Raw genomic sequence first — 16,135 nt, 5'->3', positions numbered from 1 at the left:
ATGCCGCTGAGTCCGGTCCTGAGCCGGTACTGGGACGAACCCCGGTCGTGGACGCTCGACACCTACCGGAGCCACGACGGCTACAAGGCGCTCGAACGCGCCCTGCGCACCGACCCGGACGAGGTCATCGCCACCGTCAAGGACTCCGGTCTGCGCGGCCGCGGCGGCGCAGGATTCCCGACCGGCACGAAATGGTCGTTCATCCCGCAGGATCCGACCACGCCCGCCGGTGCCAAGCCGCACTATCTCGTCGTCAACGCCGACGAATCCGAACCCGGCACCTGCAAGGACATGCCGCTGATGCTGGCATCGCCGCACACGCTCGTCGAAGGTGTCGTCATCGCGGCCTACGCCATCCGGGCCTCGCACGCGTTCATCTACGTGCGCGGCGAGGTCGTCCCCGTGCTGCGCCGGCTGCAGCACGCGGTCGCCGAGGCGTACGACGCCGGATACCTCGGCCGCGACATCCTCGGCTCCGGCTTCGACCTGGACGTCGTCGTCCACGCCGGTGCCGGCGCCTACATCTGCGGCGAGGAGACCGCGCTGCTCGACTCGCTCGAAGGGCGACGCGGGCAGCCGCGGCTGCGGCCGCCGTTCCCGGCGGTCGCCGGGCTCTACGCGTGCCCGACCGTCGTCAACAACGTCGAATCCATCGCGAGCGTGCCGTCGATCCTGCTCAACGGCGTCGACTGGTTCCACTCGATGGGCACCGAGAAATCCCCGGGTTTCACGCTGTACTCGCTGTCCGGGCACGTCACCCGGCCGGGCCAGTACGAGGCACCGCTCGGCATCACCCTGCGCGAACTCCTCGACTACGCCGGCGGTATCCGCGCCGGGCACCGGCTCAAGTTCTGGACACCCGGCGGGTCGTCGACGCCGCTGTTCACCGCCGCACACCTCGACGTGCCCCTCGACTACGAAGGGGTCGGGGCCGCCGGGTCGATGCTCGGCACCAAGGCGCTGCAGATCTTCGACGAGACGACCTGCGTGGTGCGCGCGGTGCTGCGCTGGTCGCAGTTCTACAAGCACGAATCGTGCGGGAAGTGCACCCCCTGCCGCGAAGGCACCTGGTGGCTCGTGCAGATCCTCGAACGTCTCGAAGCCGGCACCGGCACCGAGGCCGACCTCGAGAAGTTGCTCGACATCTCCGACAACATCCTCGGGCGCGCGTTCTGTGCGCTCGGCGACGCCGCGACCAGCCCCATCACGTCGTCGATCGCACTGTTCCGCGACGAGTACATCGGGCATCTCACCCACGGCGGATGCCCGTTCGATCCGCGCCTGTCCACCCTCACGGCAGGGGGAGTGTCATGACCGCAGACCGGCCCGCGACGGCCAAGGACCCGGTCGTCACCATCGACGGCATCGAGATCAGCGTTCCCCCGGGAACTCTCGTCATCCGCGCCGCCGAGCAACTCGGCATCCGCATCCCGCGGTTCTGCGATCACCCGCTGCTCGACCCGGTCGGGGCATGCCGCCAGTGCCTCGTCGAGGTCGAAGGCCAGCGCAAACCTCTCGCCTCGTGCACCACCACGGTCACCGACGGCATGGTCGTCCGCACCCAGTTCACGTCCCCGGTGGCGGACAAGGCACAACAGGGCGTGATGGAACTGCTGCTCATCAATCACCCCCTGGACTGCCCGGTGTGCGACAAGGGCGGGGAATGCCCGCTGCAGAACCAGGCGATGTCCAACGGCCGTGGCGATTCTCGCTTCGAGGGCGTCAAACGGACCTTCCCGAAGCCGATCGCGATCTCCTCGCAGGTGCTGCTGGACCGGGAGCGGTGCGTGAACTGCGCCCGCTGCACCCGCTTCTCGCAGCAGATCGCCGGTGACCCGTTCATCGATCTGCTCGAACGCGGGGCCGGCCAGCAGGTCGGCATCTACGCCGAGGAACCGTTCGATTCGTATTTCTCCGGCAACACCGTGCAGATCTGCCCGGTCGGTGCGTTGACCGGAACGGCCTACCGCTTCCGGGCGCGCCCGTTCGATCTGGTGTCCAGCCCGAGCGTCTGCGAACACTGCGCCAGCGGCTGCGCGCAACGCACCGACCACCGGCGCGGCGTCGTGTTGCGACGCCTCGCGGGCAACGACCCGCAGGTCAACGCCGAATGGAACTGCGACAAGGGCAGATGGGCGTTCACCTACGCCACCGAACCCGACCGGATCACCACCCCGCTGGTCCGCGACGACGACGGCACACTCGTTCCGAGATCCTGGCCCGCCGCCCTCGCGATCGCCGCCCGGGGACTGGCCGCGGCGCGCGGCGCGGGCGTGCTCGTCGGCGGACGCGTCACCGTCGAGGACGCCTACGCCTACGCGAAGTTCGCGCGGATCGTGCTGGGCACCAACGACATCGACTTCCGTGCGCGGGAGCACTCCGGTGAGGAGGCGCAGTTCCTCGCGGCCCGAATCGCCGGCCGGCTGCTCTCCGTGACGTATGCGGATCTGGATCGTGCGCCGGCGGTGCTGCTCGTCGGATTCGAACCCGAGGAGGAATCGCCGATCGTTTTCCTGCGGCTGCGTCTGGCGGCGCGCGGCGGCGCCGCGATCCGGTCGATCGCGGCGTTCGCGAGCCGGGGCCTGACGAAGATGTCGGGCCGGGTGGTGCAGGCCGTGCCGGGTTCCGAAGCCGCGGTGCTGGACGGGATCCGGTCGGGGGAGCAGGGCGGCGACGTCTCCGACCTGCTGCGCCGTCCCGGCGCGGTGATCATCGTCGGGGAACGGTGCGCGACGATGCCCGGCGCGCTGTCGGCGGCGATCCGGCTCGCCGACGACACCGGTGCCCGGCTCGCGTGGGTGCCGCGCCGGGCCGGTGAACGCGGCGCCCTCGAGGCCGGGGCGCTGCCGACGCTGCTGCCCGGTGGCCGGGACGTCAGCGATCCGCAGGCGCGCAGCCGGGTTGCGCAGGTGTGGTCCGACAGCGTCGGCGGCACCGTCGAACTGCCCGCGAATCCCGGACGCGACACCGCGGGCATCCTCGCCGCGGCCGCGGCCGGCGACCTCGGTGCCCTGATGATCGGCGGAGTCGACCTCGACGACCTCCCCGACCCGCAGTCCGCACGCTCGGCGGTGGAATCGGCCGGATTCGTTGTGAGCCTGGAACTGCGCCGCAGCACCGTCACCGACCTCGCGGACGTGGTGTTCCCGGTAGCCGCCGTCGCCGAGAAGTCCGGTGCCTTCCTCGACTGGGAGGGCCGGGTCCGTGAGTTCGGGATCGCGCTGCGCGGCCCCGGTACCCTGCCGGACCGACGGGTCCTCGACGCGCTCGCCGCCCAGATGGGGACCCGGCTCGGTGTGCCCGACGCGGAGTCCGCGCGCCGCGAACTGGACCTGCTCGGTCCGTGGGAGGGGCAGCGGCCGGCCGATCCGGCGACGGAGACGGTCGAGCCACCCCGCGCCGGTCCCGGAGAGGCGGTCCTGACCGGCTGGCGGATGCTGCTCGATGCCGGGCGGATGCAGGACGGGGAACCGTACCTCGCCGGTACCGCTCGACCGCCGGTGGTCCGGCTGTCCGCCGCGACCGCCGCCGAGATCGGCGCCTCCGACGGGGATGCGGTGACGGTGTCCACCGACCGCGGCGCCGTGACGCTGCCGCTCGCGATCACCGAGATGCCCGATCGCGTGGTGTGGCTGCCGCTGAACTCACCCGGCTCCGCCGTCCACCGGCAACTGGGCGTCGGATCCGGCGGGCTCGTACGGATCAGGGCGGGGGAGGTGCAGTGATGGACGGGTATGCAGACCTGTCGGCGTTCGGACACGATCCGTGGTGGCTGATCCTGGTCAAGGCCGTGGCGGTGTTCGCGTTCCTGGTGCTGACCGTGCTCGTGGCGATCTACGCGGAACGACGGGTCCTGGCCCGCATGCAGATGCGGATCGGACCGAATCGGCTGGGACCGCATGGGATTCTGCAGAGCCTCGCCGACGGCATCAAACTGGCGCTGAAGGAGGGCATCGTCCCGTCCGGGGTGGACCGGCCCGTCTATCTGCTCGCCCCGATCATCGCGACGGTCCCGGCCTTCATGGCGTTCGCGGTGATCCCGTTCGGGCCGGTGGTTTCGGCATTCGGGCAGCGGACGCCGTTGCAGCTCACCGATCTTCCGGTCGCGGTGCTGTACATCCTGGCGGTCACCTCCGTCGGTGTGTACGGCATCGTGCTCGCCGGCTGGTCGTCCGGCTCGACGTACCCGCTGCTCGGCGGTCTGCGTTCGACCGCGCAGGTGATCTCGTACGAGATCGCGATGGGATTGGCGTTCGCCGCGGTGTTCCTGCTCTCCGGCACGATGTCCACATCCGGGATCGTGTCCGGGCAGGTCGGGACGTGGTACGTCTTCCTGCTGCTGCCGTCGTTCCTCATCTACGTCACGGCCATGGTCGGCGAGACCAACCGCGCCCCGTTCGACCTGCCCGAAGCCGAGGGCGAACTCGTCGGCGGATTCCACACCGAGTACTCGTCGCTGCGCTTCGCGATGTTCATGCTCGCCGAATACGTGAACATGACGACCGTGTCCGCGCTGGCCACCACGCTGTTCCTCGGCGGCTGGCGCGCTCCGTGGCCGCTGAACATGTGGGACGGTGCCAACTCCGGCTGGTGGCCGGTGCTGTGGTTCGTCGCCAAGGTGTGGGCATTCCTGTTCCTGTTCGTGTGGCTGCGCGCCACCCTGCCGCGGCTCCGCTACGACCAGTTCATGAATCTCGGCTGGAAGGTCCTCATTCCGGCATCGCTGTTGTGGGTCGTGGTCGTCGCCGTGATCCGGGCGCTCGGCAACGAGGGATACGTGGCCGGGCAGGGCACACTCGCCGCCGTCGGGGTGGTGTGCGTCCTGGCGTTCCTGGTGTTCACCCGGTTGCGGCGCACGTCCGGGGGCGGCGAACCCGCCCGGGCCGCACCGGAGGCGGCCGAACCGTTCGACCCTGGGGCCGGGGGTTTCCCGGTCCCACCGATGCCGGGTCCCGTGCCCGCGCAGCGCACCCCCGCGGAGGGATGACGATGCCCGAATTCCTCGATCCCATCGCCGGTTTCGGCACCACCTTCGCGGCGATGTTCAAGAAGCCGATCACCGAGCAGTATCCCGAGCAGAAACGGCCGCCGGCGCCCGGGTATCACGGCCGCCACCAGCTGAACCGGCATCCAGACGGCCTCGAGAAGTGCATCGGCTGCGAACTGTGCGCGTGGGCGTGCCCGGCCGACGCGATCTACGTGGAAGCGGCGGACAACACCGAGGCCGAACGGTATTCGCCGGGGGAGCGGTACGGCCGGGTCTACCAGATCAACTATCTGCGCTGCATCGGCTGTGGACTGTGCGTCGAGGCGTGCCCGACGCGCGCGCTGACGATGACCGCCGAATACGAGATGGCCGACGACAACCGGGCCGATCTCATCTACGACCGGTCGCGGCTGCTGGCGCCGCTGCAACCCGGGATGGAAGCGCCGCCGCACGCGATGTATCCGGGCGCCACCGAGGAGGACTACTACCGGGGCCTCGTGCCGGGTGCTGCGCCGAAAGAGGGGTCGGAACAATGAACACCCTCACGGTCCTGGCCCAGGACGTCGTCGAGCGCACGTCCACCGGTGAAGCGGTGCAGTTCTGGATTCTCGCCGTCGTCGCGGTGATCGGTGCGATCGGGGTGGTCGTCTCGAGCAAGGCTGTGTACTCGGCGATCTTCCTGGCGCTGACCATGATCGTGCTGGCCGCCTTCTACATCGCCCAGGACGCCCAGTTCCTCGGTGTCGTCCAGATCGTCGTGTACACCGGCGCCGTCATGATGCTGTTCCTGTTCGTGGTGATGCTCGTCGGCGTCGACGCGTCCGAATCGTTCACCGAAACCCTTCGCGGGCACCGCATCGCGGCGGTCGTGGCGGGAATCGGGTTCGGGGTGCTGATCATCGGGTTCCTCGCCGACTCCGAGCTGCCGCCGTTCGCGGGTCTGGTGGACGCCGGTGACGGGCACGTCGCGGGTCTCGCGGAACTGCTGTTCGTGCGGTACGTGTGGGCGTTCGAACTCACCGGAGCGCTGCTCGTCACCGCGACCATCGGTGCGATGGTGCTCACGCATCGCGAACGGACCGGTGAGCGTCTCGGTCAGAAGGAACTGGCCCGCAGGCGGTTCCGGGAGTGGGGTGCAGCGGGGGAGTCGGAGGTGCGGGTGACGCCGCTGCCGAGTCCCGGGGTGTACGCGCGGCGCAACGCCGTCGACGTTCCGGCCCGACTGCCGGACGGCAGCTATTCGCCACTGTCGGTGAGCCGGGTACTCGAGGCCCGGGGCGCGATCGTCGAGAGGCCGGACGAGGAGGAGACCCGATGAATCCGGCGAACTACCTGTACCTTTCCGCATTGCTGTTCACCATCGGCGCCGCGGGTGTTCTCGTGCGGCGCAACGCCCTGATCGTGTTCATGTGCGTCGAGCTCATGCTCAACGCCGTGAACCTGTCGTTCGTGACGTTCGCGCGGATGCACGGAAATCTCGACGGGCAGGTGTTCGCGTTCTTCACGATGGTCGTCGCCGCCGCCGAGGTGGTGGTCGGCCTCGCGATCATCATGACGATCTTCCGCACCCGCCGTTCGGTGTCGGTCGACGACAACAACCTGCTCAAGCACTGAGCCTGCCGAGAGAACTGAGTTTTCCGAGAGCACTGGGAGGAGACCGGGATGGGCGGAACCTCGGCCGTGTGGCTTCTGCCGGCGTTGCCGCTCGCCGGCGCCGCGGTACTGCTGCTGACCGGCCGGCGCAGCGACACGTGGGGACATCTGGTCGGATGCGCGACCGCGCTGGTCTCGTTCGGGCTGGCAGTGGTGCTGTTCGTGCAGATGCTCGGGCGCGCCGCCGACGACCGGGCCGTGCAGCAGGAACTGTTCTCGTGGGTACCCGTCGGCGAGCTGCAGATCGACTTCGGCCTGCAACTGGACCAGTTGTCGATGTGCTTCGTGCTGCTCATCACCGGTGTCGGGTCGTTGATCCACATCTATTCGGTCGGGTACATGGCGCACGGCCCGGACCCGTCGGGCAACACCGCGGGACGGGCACCCGGACGGCGGTTGTTCTTCGCGTACCTCAACCTGTTCCTCGCGGCGATGCTGGTGCTGGTGCTTGCCGACAACTATCTCGGCCTGTACCTCGGATGGGAGGGTGTCGGTCTCGCGTCGTATCTGCTCATCGGGTTCTGGCAGTACAAGCCGACCGCGGCGACCGCGGCGAAGAAGGCGTTCGTCGTCAACCGGGTCGGTGACACGGGCCTGGCCGTCGCCATGATGATCATGTTCTCCTCGTTCGGCTCGATCGGGTTCGCCGACGTCTTCGCCGCGGTTCCGGGTGCGAGCGAAACGGTCTCGACCGCGATCGGCCTGACCTTGCTCCTGGCGGCATGCGGCAAGTCCGCGCAGGTGCCGTTGCAGGCGTGGCTCGGGGACGCGATGGAAGGCCCGACCCCGGTGTCCGCACTGATCCACGCGGCGACGATGGTCACCGCCGGTGTCTACCTCATCGTGCGGTCCGGCCCGATCTTCGACGTCGCGCCGGGCGCGCAACTGGGCGTGGTGATCGTCGGGGCCGTGACCCTGCTGTTCGGCGCGATCATCGGCTGCGCGAAGGACGACATCAAGAAGGCGCTGGCGGCGTCGACGATGAGCCAGATCGGCTACATGGTGCTCGCCGCGGGCCTCGGTCCGGCCGGTTACGCGTTCGCGATCATGCACCTGCTCACGCACGGTTTCTTCAAGGCCGGGTTGTTCCTGGGCGCCGGTTCGGTGATGCACGGCATGAACGACGAGACCGACATGCGCCGCTTCGGCGGCCTGCGCACGGTCATGCCGATCACCTACGTCACGTTCGGTCTCGCGTATCTGGCGATCATCGGGATCCCGCCGTTCGCGGGCTTCTTCTCCAAGGATCTGATCATCGAGGCGGCGTTCGGGTCCGGTGGTGTCGAAGGGTTCGTCCTCGGCGCGGCCGCGCTGCTCGGCGCCGGCATCACTGCGTTCTACATGACCCGCGTGATGCTCATGACGTTCTTCGGGCGGCGGCGGTGGGCGGAGGACGCGCATCCGCACGAATCACCCGGGGTGATGACCGTGCCGATGGTGGTGCTGGCGATCGGCTCGGTCGCCGGGGGCGCGCTGCTGGCCTACGGTGGGGCGCTGGTGAACTGGCTCGAACCGGTCGTGGGGGAAGAGCACGGTGAACTGCCGGTCCCGGTGTGGGTGCTCACCGTTGTGACCCTCGCGGTGGTGCTCGTCGGTGTCGCGATCGCCTACCGGCAGTATGCGATCCGCGAGATCCCGGTCGATGCACCGGACGAGGTGTCCGCCCTGACCCGTGCCGCGCGCCGCGACCTGTACGGGGACGCGGTCAACGAAGCGGTGTTCATGCGACCCGGACAGCACGCGACCCGCGCCCTCGTCGAGGTCGACGACCGTGCCGTCGACGGTGCCGTCGGTGGGGTCGCCGTGCTGATCGGGGCCGCGTCGGCGCGGCTGCGCACGCTGCAGACCGGATTCTCCCGGTCCTATGCCCTGTCCATGCTGGTAGGCGCGGCCCTCGTGGTCGCCACGATGGTGCTCTGGTGAGGATGCGATGAACCAGTTCCCGTGGCTGAGCGCGTTGTGGCTGGTGCCGGCGATCGGCGCGCTGCTCGTGTGGACGGTGCCGGCGCGCCGGCCCGACCTTGCCAAGGCCGGTGCCCTCGTCGTGTCGCTGGTGGTCGCGGTGCTCGCGATCGTCGTGGCGGTGCGGTTCGAACCCGGGGGAGCGCAGTACCAGTTCGTGGAATCGCACCGGTGGATCCCGTCTTTCGGTGCCGGATACACGCTCGGGGTCGACGGCATCGCGCTGGTGCTGGTCCTGCTCACCGCGGTGCTGGTGCCGTTGCTGCTGCTGGCCGGATGGAACGACACCCGGGACGCCGTGGTGCGGAACGGCATCGGGGGCAAGCGGCCGCACGCGTACGTCGCGCTGATCCTGGTGGTCGAGGCGATGGTGCTGCTGGCCTTCACCGCACTCGACATCCTGCTGTTCTACGTGTTCTTCGAGGCGATGCTCATCCCGATGTACTTCCTCATCGGCGGGTTCGGCCGGGCGCAGGACCGGGCCGCCCGCTCCGCGGCGGCGGTGAAGTTCCTGCTCTACAACCTGTTCGGCGGCCTCATGATGCTCGCCGCGGTCATCGGTCTGTACATCCTGACCGTCGACCAGGGGGTGGGGACGTTCGACTTCCGGGAGGTCGTCGCGCTGGCGACGGCCGGTGAGCTCGGTGCCTCCCAGGGGCTGCTGAACGCGCTGTTCCTCGGGTTCATGTTCGCGTTCGCGGTCAAGGCGCCGCTGTGGCCGTTCCACAGCTGGCTGCCCGGCGCCGCCGTCGAAGCGACACCGACGAACGCCGTGCTGATGATGGCGATCGTCGACAAGGTCGGCACGTTCGCGATGATCCGGTACTGCCTGCAGCTGTTTCCCGAGGCGTCGGCGACGTTCGCGCCGCTGATCGTCACCCTGTCGGTGATCGGCATCCTGTACGGCGCGATCGCCGCCATCGGGCAGACCGACGTGATGCGGCTGATCGCCTACACGTCGATCTCGCACTTCGGGTTCATCGTGCTGGGCATCTTCGCGATGACCAGCCAATCCCAGACCGGATCGACGCTGTACATGGTCAACCACGGGCTTTCGACCGCGGCCTTGTTCCTCATCGCGGGATTCCTCGTCTCCCGCAGGGGTTCTCGCCTGATCGCCTCGTTCGGAGGGGTCCGCAATGTCGCCCCGATCGCGGCCGGCACGTTCCTCGTCGCCGGTCTGGCGACGCTGTCGCTGCCCGGGCTCGCCCCGTTCATCAGCGAATTCCTGGTCCTGATCGGCACATTCCCGCGCTACGGCGTCGCCGCGGTGTTCGCCACCGGCGCGCTCGTGCTTTCCGCGATCTATGTGCTGTGGCTGTACCAGCGGATGATGACCGGTCCGCTCGCCTCCGGCAACGAGGAGGTCCGCGACCTGGTGCCGCGCGAACTGGTCGTCGTCGCACCGCTCGTCGCGCTGCTCATCGTGCTCGGCCTGTTCCCGAAACCCGCGCTCGATGTGATCGACCCGGCCGTGAACCACACGATGACCACGATCGGGCAGACCGACCCGGCGCCCACCGTGCCCGGTCCGGTGCTGACCGGGGCGGTGGTGGGCGCCGATCCGGAAACCGATACGCCCGAGCAGGGAGGTGAATCCGAGTGAACGAGATCAGCGCTCCGTCGATCGAATACGGTCTGCTCTCGCCGATGCTCATCGTGCTCGGTGTCGCGGTCGCGGGGGTGCTCGTCGAGGCATTCGTGCCCCGCCGGGTCCGGCACACGACGCAGTTCGTGCTCGCGATCGCCGGTCTCGTCGCGGCCTTCGTCGCGGTCGTCTCGCTCGCCGGAACCAGCAGTTCGGCGGTGCTCGGCGCGGTCGTGATCGACGGCCCGGCCCTGTTCCTGCAGGGCGCGATCCTGCTGGCCTCGATCCTTGCGGTCGGATTGATCGCGCAACGCCGTGTGGCAGTGGCGGAGGCGGTCGGGGCCGAGACGGTCACGGCCGGGGCCCGGTTCGCCGTCGACGACTTCGCGCCGCAACCCGCCGTGCCGCCGGGAAGCGCCGCCGAGCGCACGGCGGCAGGCCAAGGAATCACCACGTCCGAGGTGTTCCCGCTCGCGATGTTCGCGGTCGGCGGGATGCTGCTGTTTCCCGCATCCGACGACCTGCTCAGCATGTTCGTGGCCCTCGAGGTGCTGTCGCTGCCGCTGTATCTGCTGTGCGGCCTCGCGCGGCACCGGCGCCTGCTCTCGCAGGAAGCGGCGCTGAAATACTTTCTCCTCGGCGCCTTCTCGTCGGCGTTCTTCCTCTACGGCATGGCCATGTTGTACGGGTACGCGGGCACGGTGCGGTTGTCCGGGATCGCGGCGGCCGTCGCCGGCGGGTCCGGCGACGACACCCTCGCCCTGATCGGCGTGGCGCTGCTGGCGGTCGGGTTGCTGTTCAAAGTCGGTGCGGTGCCGTTCCAGTCGTGGATCCCCGACGTCTATCAGGGCGCCCCCACCTCGGTCACCGCGTTCATGGCGTCGGCGACGAAGATCGCGGCCTTCGGGGCGCTGCTGCGGGTGTTCTACGTCGCGGTGCCCGAGCTGAGCGCGAACTGGCAGCCGGTGCTCGGGGCCGTCGCCGTCCTGACGATGGTGGCCGCGTCGGTGATCGCGGTGACCCAGCGCGACGTCAAGAGAATGCTCGCGTACTCGTCCGTCGCTCACGTCGGTTTCGTTCTCACCGGCCTGGTCGCGGCCAACCACGCGGGCGTCGCGTCGACGATGTTCTACCTGCTCGCCTACGGGATCAGCACCGTCGGGGCGTTCGCGATCGTCGGGCTCGTCCGCGACCGCACCGGGGAAGCCGGCGACCTGTCCGCGTGGTCGGGGCTGGGCCGTCGATCCCCGGTCGCCGCAGCGGCATTCGCGCTGTTCCTGCTCGCGTTCGCCGGGATCCCGCTGACCAGTGGTTTCGTCAGCAAGTTCGCGGTGTTCGGTGCCGCGATCGAGGGCGGGGCCGCGCCGCTCGTCGTCGTCGGTGTCGTGTGCAGTGCGATCGCCGCCTACTTCTATGTGCGGGTCATCGTGCTGATGTTCTTCACCGAACCCGGCGACGACGCGGTGACGGTCGTCGCGCCGGGTGCGGTGACCGCGACGGTCGTGGCGGTGTCCGCGCTGGTGACCATCGTCCTCGGGATCGCGCCGCAGCCGGTGCTGGATCTCGCGGACCGGGCGGCTGTGTTCTTCCAGTGAGCGCGGGGTTGTCCACAGGCGCCGGATTCATCCACAGATTCGCCGGATCCGGCGTCGGCGGGTCTCGCGCCGATCCCCGGATGGTTACCGTCGCGGCATGGGGAGCGGCGACGAGGGGGAACGGGTCCGGTCCCGGCTGGACGCGATCGCCCGTGCCGCCGGTGACTACGGGGCCGACGGTGATTACAGGGTTGCCGGTGACGATGGGGAAGAGTCACCGGTCGGCGAGTCGGAACCGCTGCGGCTGATCGACCGATTGCGCGCGGCACGCTGGCAGGCGGGCAACGGTGGGACCGCGGCGCTCGGCGTGGTCGGCATCGTCGCGGCACTCGTCGCGTTCGTCGTGGTTTGGCGTGATCAGCCTGTGCCGCAAGCGGTTCCACCGCTTCCTTCGGTGTCGACCGCGTCCGAGCCGCTCGTTTCCGCGCCGAGCGGCGCGGCAGCGGCGCCGGACACGGCCGAGCCCGAAGAACTCGTCGTCAGCGTCGTCGGGTTGGTCGCCGCACCGGGGCTCGTGACGTTGGCGCCCGGTACGCGGGTCGCGGATGCGCTGACTGCCGCCGGGGGAGCGTTGCCGGGCGCCGATCTTACGGGCATCAATCTGGCGCAGCGCGTCGCCGACGGCGACCAGATCGTCGTCGGTGCCGCGCCGCCGGATCCGCCGCCTCCCGCGAGCAGCGTGTCGAGCGTCGGAACCGGTGCGGGATCACGGGCCTCGGCACCGGGAGGCGCGGCATCGGGAGGCACGGCATCGGGAGGTGCGGCGGGACCGGTGAATCTGAACACCGCCGACGAAGCGCTGCTCGACGCGTTGCCCGGGGTGGGTCCGGTGACCGCCGCGGCCATCATCGCCTGGCGCGACGAGAACGGGCCGTTCACGGATGTCGAGCAACTCGGCGAGGTCGACGGCATCGGCCCGTCCCGGCTCGCGCGACTGCGCACGCTGGTCACGGTGTGAACAGCGACCGGACCGCTACGCGGCTCGATGCCCGGCTCGTTCCGTGCGCGGCCGCGGCATGGGCCGTCACGCTGCTCGGTCTGTACGCGGGTAGCCGGGCGGCCCTGGCCGGCACCGTGATCGCCGTGCTGCTCGCCGGGGTCGCCGCGTTCGCCCGCGCACGCGGATCGAGACGGGTCCGCGTGGTCGCGGGACCGCTCCTGGCAGCGTTGCTGATCGGCGCCGGCTACGGCGTCGCCGTCGGGGTGCGTGCCGCAGCCGCCGAGACGCATCCGCTCGCGACCGCGGCGCCGCGCGGAGCGAGCATCACCGCCGAGGTGGTGGTCGACGACGATCCGAAATCGATGCGGCAGAACGCTTTCGGCGGGGAGCCGCAGGTGCGTATCCCGGCGTCGTTGCGGTCCGCACAGATCGGACGCGAGCGCGTCGAGGCGGGCGGCTCGGTCGTGCTGTTCGCGGCGGCCGAAACCTGGTCGGAACTGGTTCCGGGACAACGCATCACGGTGCGCGGCACGCTCGCCGTCGCGGACGGGCCGGGACTCGTGGCCGCGCTGCTGCGGGCCCAGGGACCACCGCGCGCGGTCGCGCCGCCGCCGCTGCATCAGCGGTGGGCCGCGACCGTCCGGGAAGGGCTCGCGTCCGCGGCGCAGGCCGTGCTGTCACCCGATGCCGCCGGGCTGCTGCCGGGACTGATCGTCGGGGACACCTCGAACCTGCCGGACGACGTGCGCGAGGAGTTCCGGGTCGCGGGTCTGACCCATCTGACCGCGGTGTCCGGGGCGAACGTGAGCATCGTGCTCGGCGCGGTGCTGCTGCTCGTGCGGGCACTCGGAATCGGACCGCGCACGGGTACCGTCCTCGCCGCCCTGGCACTCGTCGCGTTCGTCGTCGTGGTACGGCCGTCACCGAGTGTGCTGCGCGCCGCCGCGATGGGATCGGTCGCGCTGCTCGCACTGGTGGTGGGACGACGCAGGCAGGCGATGCCGGCGCTCGCCGCGTCCATCGGGATGTTGCTGATCGTCGCACCGGAGCTCGCAGCCGACGCCGGTTTCGCGCTGTCGGTCGTCGCGACGGCCGGACTGATCGCGGTGGCGCCGGGATGGGTGACGCGCATGCGGGCCCGCGGCATCCCGCGGGCCCTCGCAGAGGTGTGTGCGGTGTCCGCGGCGGCGTTCGTCGTCACCGCCCCGATCGTCGCGGCCCTGTCCGGCGCGGTGAGCGTGGTGGCGGTCGTCGCGAATGTGCTGGTGGCGCCGGTGCTTCCGCCGCTCACCGTGCTCGGGTCCCTGGTCGTCCTGTGCGGCGCGGTGTGGTCGCCGGGGGCGGAACTGCTCGCGCGCGGCGTCGCCCCGATGCTGTGGTGGCTGCTCGAAGTGGCCGACCGCGCGGCCGCGTTGCCCACCGCCGAACTGACGGTGCCGGCGGGTGCGGCCGGTGCCGTGACCGTCGGTGCGGCCATCGTGTGCGGTTGGGTGGTGGCACGGCACCGCCGGCTGAGGAGGATCGTCGCGGTCGCGGCACTGGCCGCGGCGGCCGTGTGTGTGCCGGTGTGGATCGGCCGGCCGGGCTGGCCCGGGACGGGGTGGGTGCTCGTCGCGTGCGATGTGGGACAGGGTGACAGTTTCGTGCTGTCCACCGGCGACGGCGGCGCGATCGTCGTGGACACCGGACCGGACGCGACGGCCGTGGACCGGTGCCTGCGCCGGCTGCGGGTGACCCGCATCCCGATGCTGTTGATCACCCATCTGCATGCCGATCACGTCGGCGGTCTCGACGGTGTCCTCGCGGATCGGTCGGTGGCGGTCGTCGTCACGGGTCCGGGCGCGACCTCGCGCCCCGGCGGTGCCGACCTGGTCGCGACCGCGCGGCGGTTCTCGGTGCCGACCCGGGAAATCCATCGGGGGGAGGTGTTCACGATCGGGACGATCACCCTCCGGGTGCTCGGCGACGGCACGGGCGGTGGTGAGGAGAACGACCGGTCGCTGGTCGCGCGGGCCGATACCCCGATCGGGTCGGTGCTGCTGACCGGCGATGCCGAAGCGGGTGCGCAGGAGGCACTCCTGCGCTCGGGCGCCGAGGTGCGGGCCGACGTGCTCAAGGTTCCGCATCACGGTTCGCGGACGTCGTCGTCGCGGTTCCTCGCGGAGGTGCGTCCCCGCGTCGCATTGGTCGGGGTCGGACGCGACAACCCGTTCGGGCACCCGCACCCGGAGATTCTGTCGAGTCTGCAGGAACTGGGCACACGGGTACTGACCACCGACGTGCTGGGGGACATCGCGGTGGTACGGGCCGGGTCCGGGGCCCTTGCCGTCGTGTCCGACCATCGTGGCACGATCGGTCCGTGAGCGCGACGCAACTGCACCTGGTCCTGGGCGACGAAGAACTGCTCGTCGAACGCGCGGTCGCCGGGATCGTCGCCGGAGTACGCGAAACCAGCGGCGCGGGCGCCCAGTTGCCGGTGTCCCGGCTGCGCGCGGGGGATGCCGGTGCCGCCGAACTCGCGGAACTGCTGAGTCCGTCGCTGTTCGCCGAGGACCGCGTGGTGGTGCTCGAAGCCGCCGCCGAGGCCGGCAAGGACGCGGTCGCGTTGATCCTCGACGCGGCGGCCGCGCCACCCGAGGGCGTCACGCTGGTGATCCTGCACAGCGGCGGCGGCCGGGCCAAGGCGATGGTGGGGTCGCTGCAGAAGTGCGGCGCCGAGGTCCACGAATGCGCGAAGGTCACCAAGGCGAGCGAACGTGTCGACTTCGTGCGCGCCGAGTTCCGGGCCGCCGGGGTGCGCGTGGCGCCCGACGTCGTGCAGATGGTGATCGACGCGGTGGGCTCGGATCTGCGGGAACTCGCCGCCGCGTGCAGCCAGTTGTGTGCGGACACCGGCGGGAAGGTCGATGTGACCGCGGTGAACCGGTACTACTCCGGCAAGGCGGAGGTCACCGGGTTCGAGGTGGCCGAGAAGGCCGTCGCGGGGGACACGGCCGGCGCGCTCGAGGCGTTGCGCTGGGCGATGCACCGCGGTGTCGCGCACGTGCTGCTGGCCGACGCGCTGGCCGACGCGGTGCACACCATCGCGCGGGTCGGGTCCGCCGGGCGCGGTGATCCGTTCAAGATGGCGTCGGATCTGGGTATGCCGCCGTGGAAGGTGAAGAAGGCGCAGGCGCAGGCCCGCGCGTGGAATCCGGACTCGGTCGCGTCCGGACTGGCGATCGTGGCGGCCCTCAACGGTGAGGTCAAGGGCATCGCCGCCGACGCCGACTACGCGGTCGAGCGTGCGGTCCGGCGGATCGCCGCCCTGGCCGGCCGCTGATCACCGCTCCCGGTTCGGTCCGGGGTCCGGACGACGAAAGACCGCCCTCACGGAGAGGGCGGTCTTGTCGGAGCCAGAGCTTGCGTTC

12 protein-coding genes are annotated in these 16,135 nt (G+C 70.2%); all 12 read left to right on the top strand.

Annotated features, from left to right (window positions below):
* The 12 genes from nuoF to holA all read left to right on the top strand — a co-directional run bounded on the left by nuoF (nt 1) and on the right by holA (nt 16,047).
* Complete coding sequence (gene nuoF, locus ACWDTS_RS06530; RefSeq protein WP_450117842.1) at nt 1–1,314, top strand: NADH-quinone oxidoreductase subunit NuoF; 1,314 nt, start codon at nt 1–3, stop codon at nt 1,312–1,314.
* Nucleotides 1,311–3,725, top strand: a complete 2,415-nt coding sequence (locus tag ACWDTS_RS06525; protein ID WP_450117841.1) for an NADH-quinone oxidoreductase subunit G — start codon at nt 1,311–1,313, stop codon at nt 3,723–3,725. Before nuoF ends, ACWDTS_RS06525 begins: the two co-directional genes overlap by 4 nt.
* Nucleotides 3,725–4,987 (top strand): NADH-quinone oxidoreductase subunit NuoH, encoded by a 1,263-nt coding sequence (gene nuoH / locus ACWDTS_RS06520; RefSeq protein WP_450117840.1) that lies wholly within the window; start codon nt 3,725–3,727, stop codon nt 4,985–4,987. Before ACWDTS_RS06525 ends, nuoH begins: the two co-directional genes overlap by 1 nt.
* A gap of 2 nt (nt 4,988–4,989) precedes the next feature.
* On the top strand, nt 4,990–5,523 hold the full coding sequence (gene nuoI, locus ACWDTS_RS06515) for an NADH-quinone oxidoreductase subunit NuoI (protein WP_197252219.1): 534 nt from the start codon (nt 4,990–4,992) through the stop codon (nt 5,521–5,523).
* Nucleotides 5,520–6,305: an NADH-quinone oxidoreductase subunit J gene (locus tag ACWDTS_RS06510; RefSeq protein ID WP_197252196.1), complete on the top strand. Its 786-nt coding sequence runs from the start codon at nt 5,520–5,522 to the stop codon at nt 6,303–6,305. Before nuoI ends, ACWDTS_RS06510 begins: the two co-directional genes overlap by 4 nt.
* Entirely contained in the window at nt 6,302–6,601 is a 300-nt protein-coding gene (gene nuoK / locus ACWDTS_RS06505) for an NADH-quinone oxidoreductase subunit NuoK (protein ID WP_197252195.1), read from the top strand. Before ACWDTS_RS06510 ends, nuoK begins: the two co-directional genes overlap by 4 nt.
* Nucleotides 6,602–6,649: 48 nt before the next feature.
* A complete protein-coding gene (gene nuoL / locus ACWDTS_RS06500; protein ID WP_450117839.1) occupies nt 6,650–8,563 on the top strand; it encodes an NADH-quinone oxidoreductase subunit L in 1,914 nt (637 codons plus the stop codon).
* A 7-nt stretch (nt 8,564–8,570) separates the two neighbouring features.
* Nucleotides 8,571–10,208, top strand: coding sequence for an NADH-quinone oxidoreductase subunit M (locus ACWDTS_RS06495; RefSeq protein ID WP_450117838.1), 1,638 nt, complete (start codon nt 8,571–8,573; stop codon nt 10,206–10,208).
* Between the two features lie 44 nt (nt 10,209–10,252).
* Entirely contained in the window at nt 10,253–11,785 is a 1,533-nt protein-coding gene (gene nuoN, locus ACWDTS_RS06490; RefSeq protein WP_450117881.1) for an NADH-quinone oxidoreductase subunit NuoN, read from the top strand.
* 97 nt (nt 11,786–11,882) lie between these two features.
* Complete coding sequence (locus ACWDTS_RS06485) at nt 11,883–12,743, top strand: helix-hairpin-helix domain-containing protein (protein ID WP_450117837.1); 861 nt, start codon at nt 11,883–11,885, stop codon at nt 12,741–12,743.
* Nucleotides 12,740–15,088 (top strand): DNA internalization-related competence protein ComEC/Rec2, encoded by a 2,349-nt coding sequence (locus ACWDTS_RS06480; RefSeq protein ID WP_450117836.1) that lies wholly within the window; start codon nt 12,740–12,742, stop codon nt 15,086–15,088. Before ACWDTS_RS06485 ends, ACWDTS_RS06480 begins: the two co-directional genes overlap by 4 nt.
* Complete coding sequence (gene holA, locus ACWDTS_RS06475) at nt 15,085–16,047, top strand: DNA polymerase III subunit delta (protein WP_197252191.1); 963 nt, start codon at nt 15,085–15,087, stop codon at nt 16,045–16,047. The genes ACWDTS_RS06480 and holA overlap by 4 nt, the downstream gene beginning before the upstream one ends.
* The last annotated feature ends 88 nt before the right edge of the window (nt 16,048–16,135 follow it).

This window comes from Rhodococcus sp. NPDC003383, assembly GCF_053589115.1.
The sequence above is the reverse complement of the archived record's forward strand: the minus strand, read 5'-3'. Positions and strand labels throughout refer to the sequence as shown.

What these genes read in the sequence shown, in the direction of transcription:
- nuoK (WP_197252195.1), top strand. Translation starts at nt 6,302, where the DNA reads ATGAATCCGGCGAACTACCTGTACCTTTCCGCATTGCTGTTCACCATC.
- nuoL (WP_450117839.1), top strand. Translation starts at nt 6,650, where the DNA reads ATGGGCGGAACCTCGGCCGTGTGGCTTCTGCCGGCGTTGCCGCTCGCC.
- nuoN (WP_450117881.1), top strand. Translation starts at nt 10,253, where the DNA reads ATGCTCATCGTGCTCGGTGTCGCGGTCGCGGGGGTGCTCGTCGAGGCA.
- ACWDTS_RS06525 (WP_450117841.1), top strand. Translation starts at nt 1,311, where the DNA reads ATGACCGCAGACCGGCCCGCGACGGCCAAGGACCCGGTCGTCACCATC.
- ACWDTS_RS06495 (WP_450117838.1), top strand. Translation starts at nt 8,571, where the DNA reads ATGAACCAGTTCCCGTGGCTGAGCGCGTTGTGGCTGGTGCCGGCGATC.
- ACWDTS_RS06510 (WP_197252196.1), top strand. Translation starts at nt 5,520, where the DNA reads ATGAACACCCTCACGGTCCTGGCCCAGGACGTCGTCGAGCGCACGTCC.
- nuoH (WP_450117840.1), top strand. Translation starts at nt 3,725, where the DNA reads ATGGACGGGTATGCAGACCTGTCGGCGTTCGGACACGATCCGTGGTGG.
- ACWDTS_RS06485 (WP_450117837.1), top strand. Translation starts at nt 11,883, where the DNA reads ATGGGGAGCGGCGACGAGGGGGAACGGGTCCGGTCCCGGCTGGACGCG.
- nuoF (WP_450117842.1), top strand. Translation starts at nt 1, where the DNA reads ATGCCGCTGAGTCCGGTCCTGAGCCGGTACTGGGACGAACCCCGGTCG.
- nuoI (WP_197252219.1), top strand. Translation starts at nt 4,990, where the DNA reads ATGCCCGAATTCCTCGATCCCATCGCCGGTTTCGGCACCACCTTCGCG.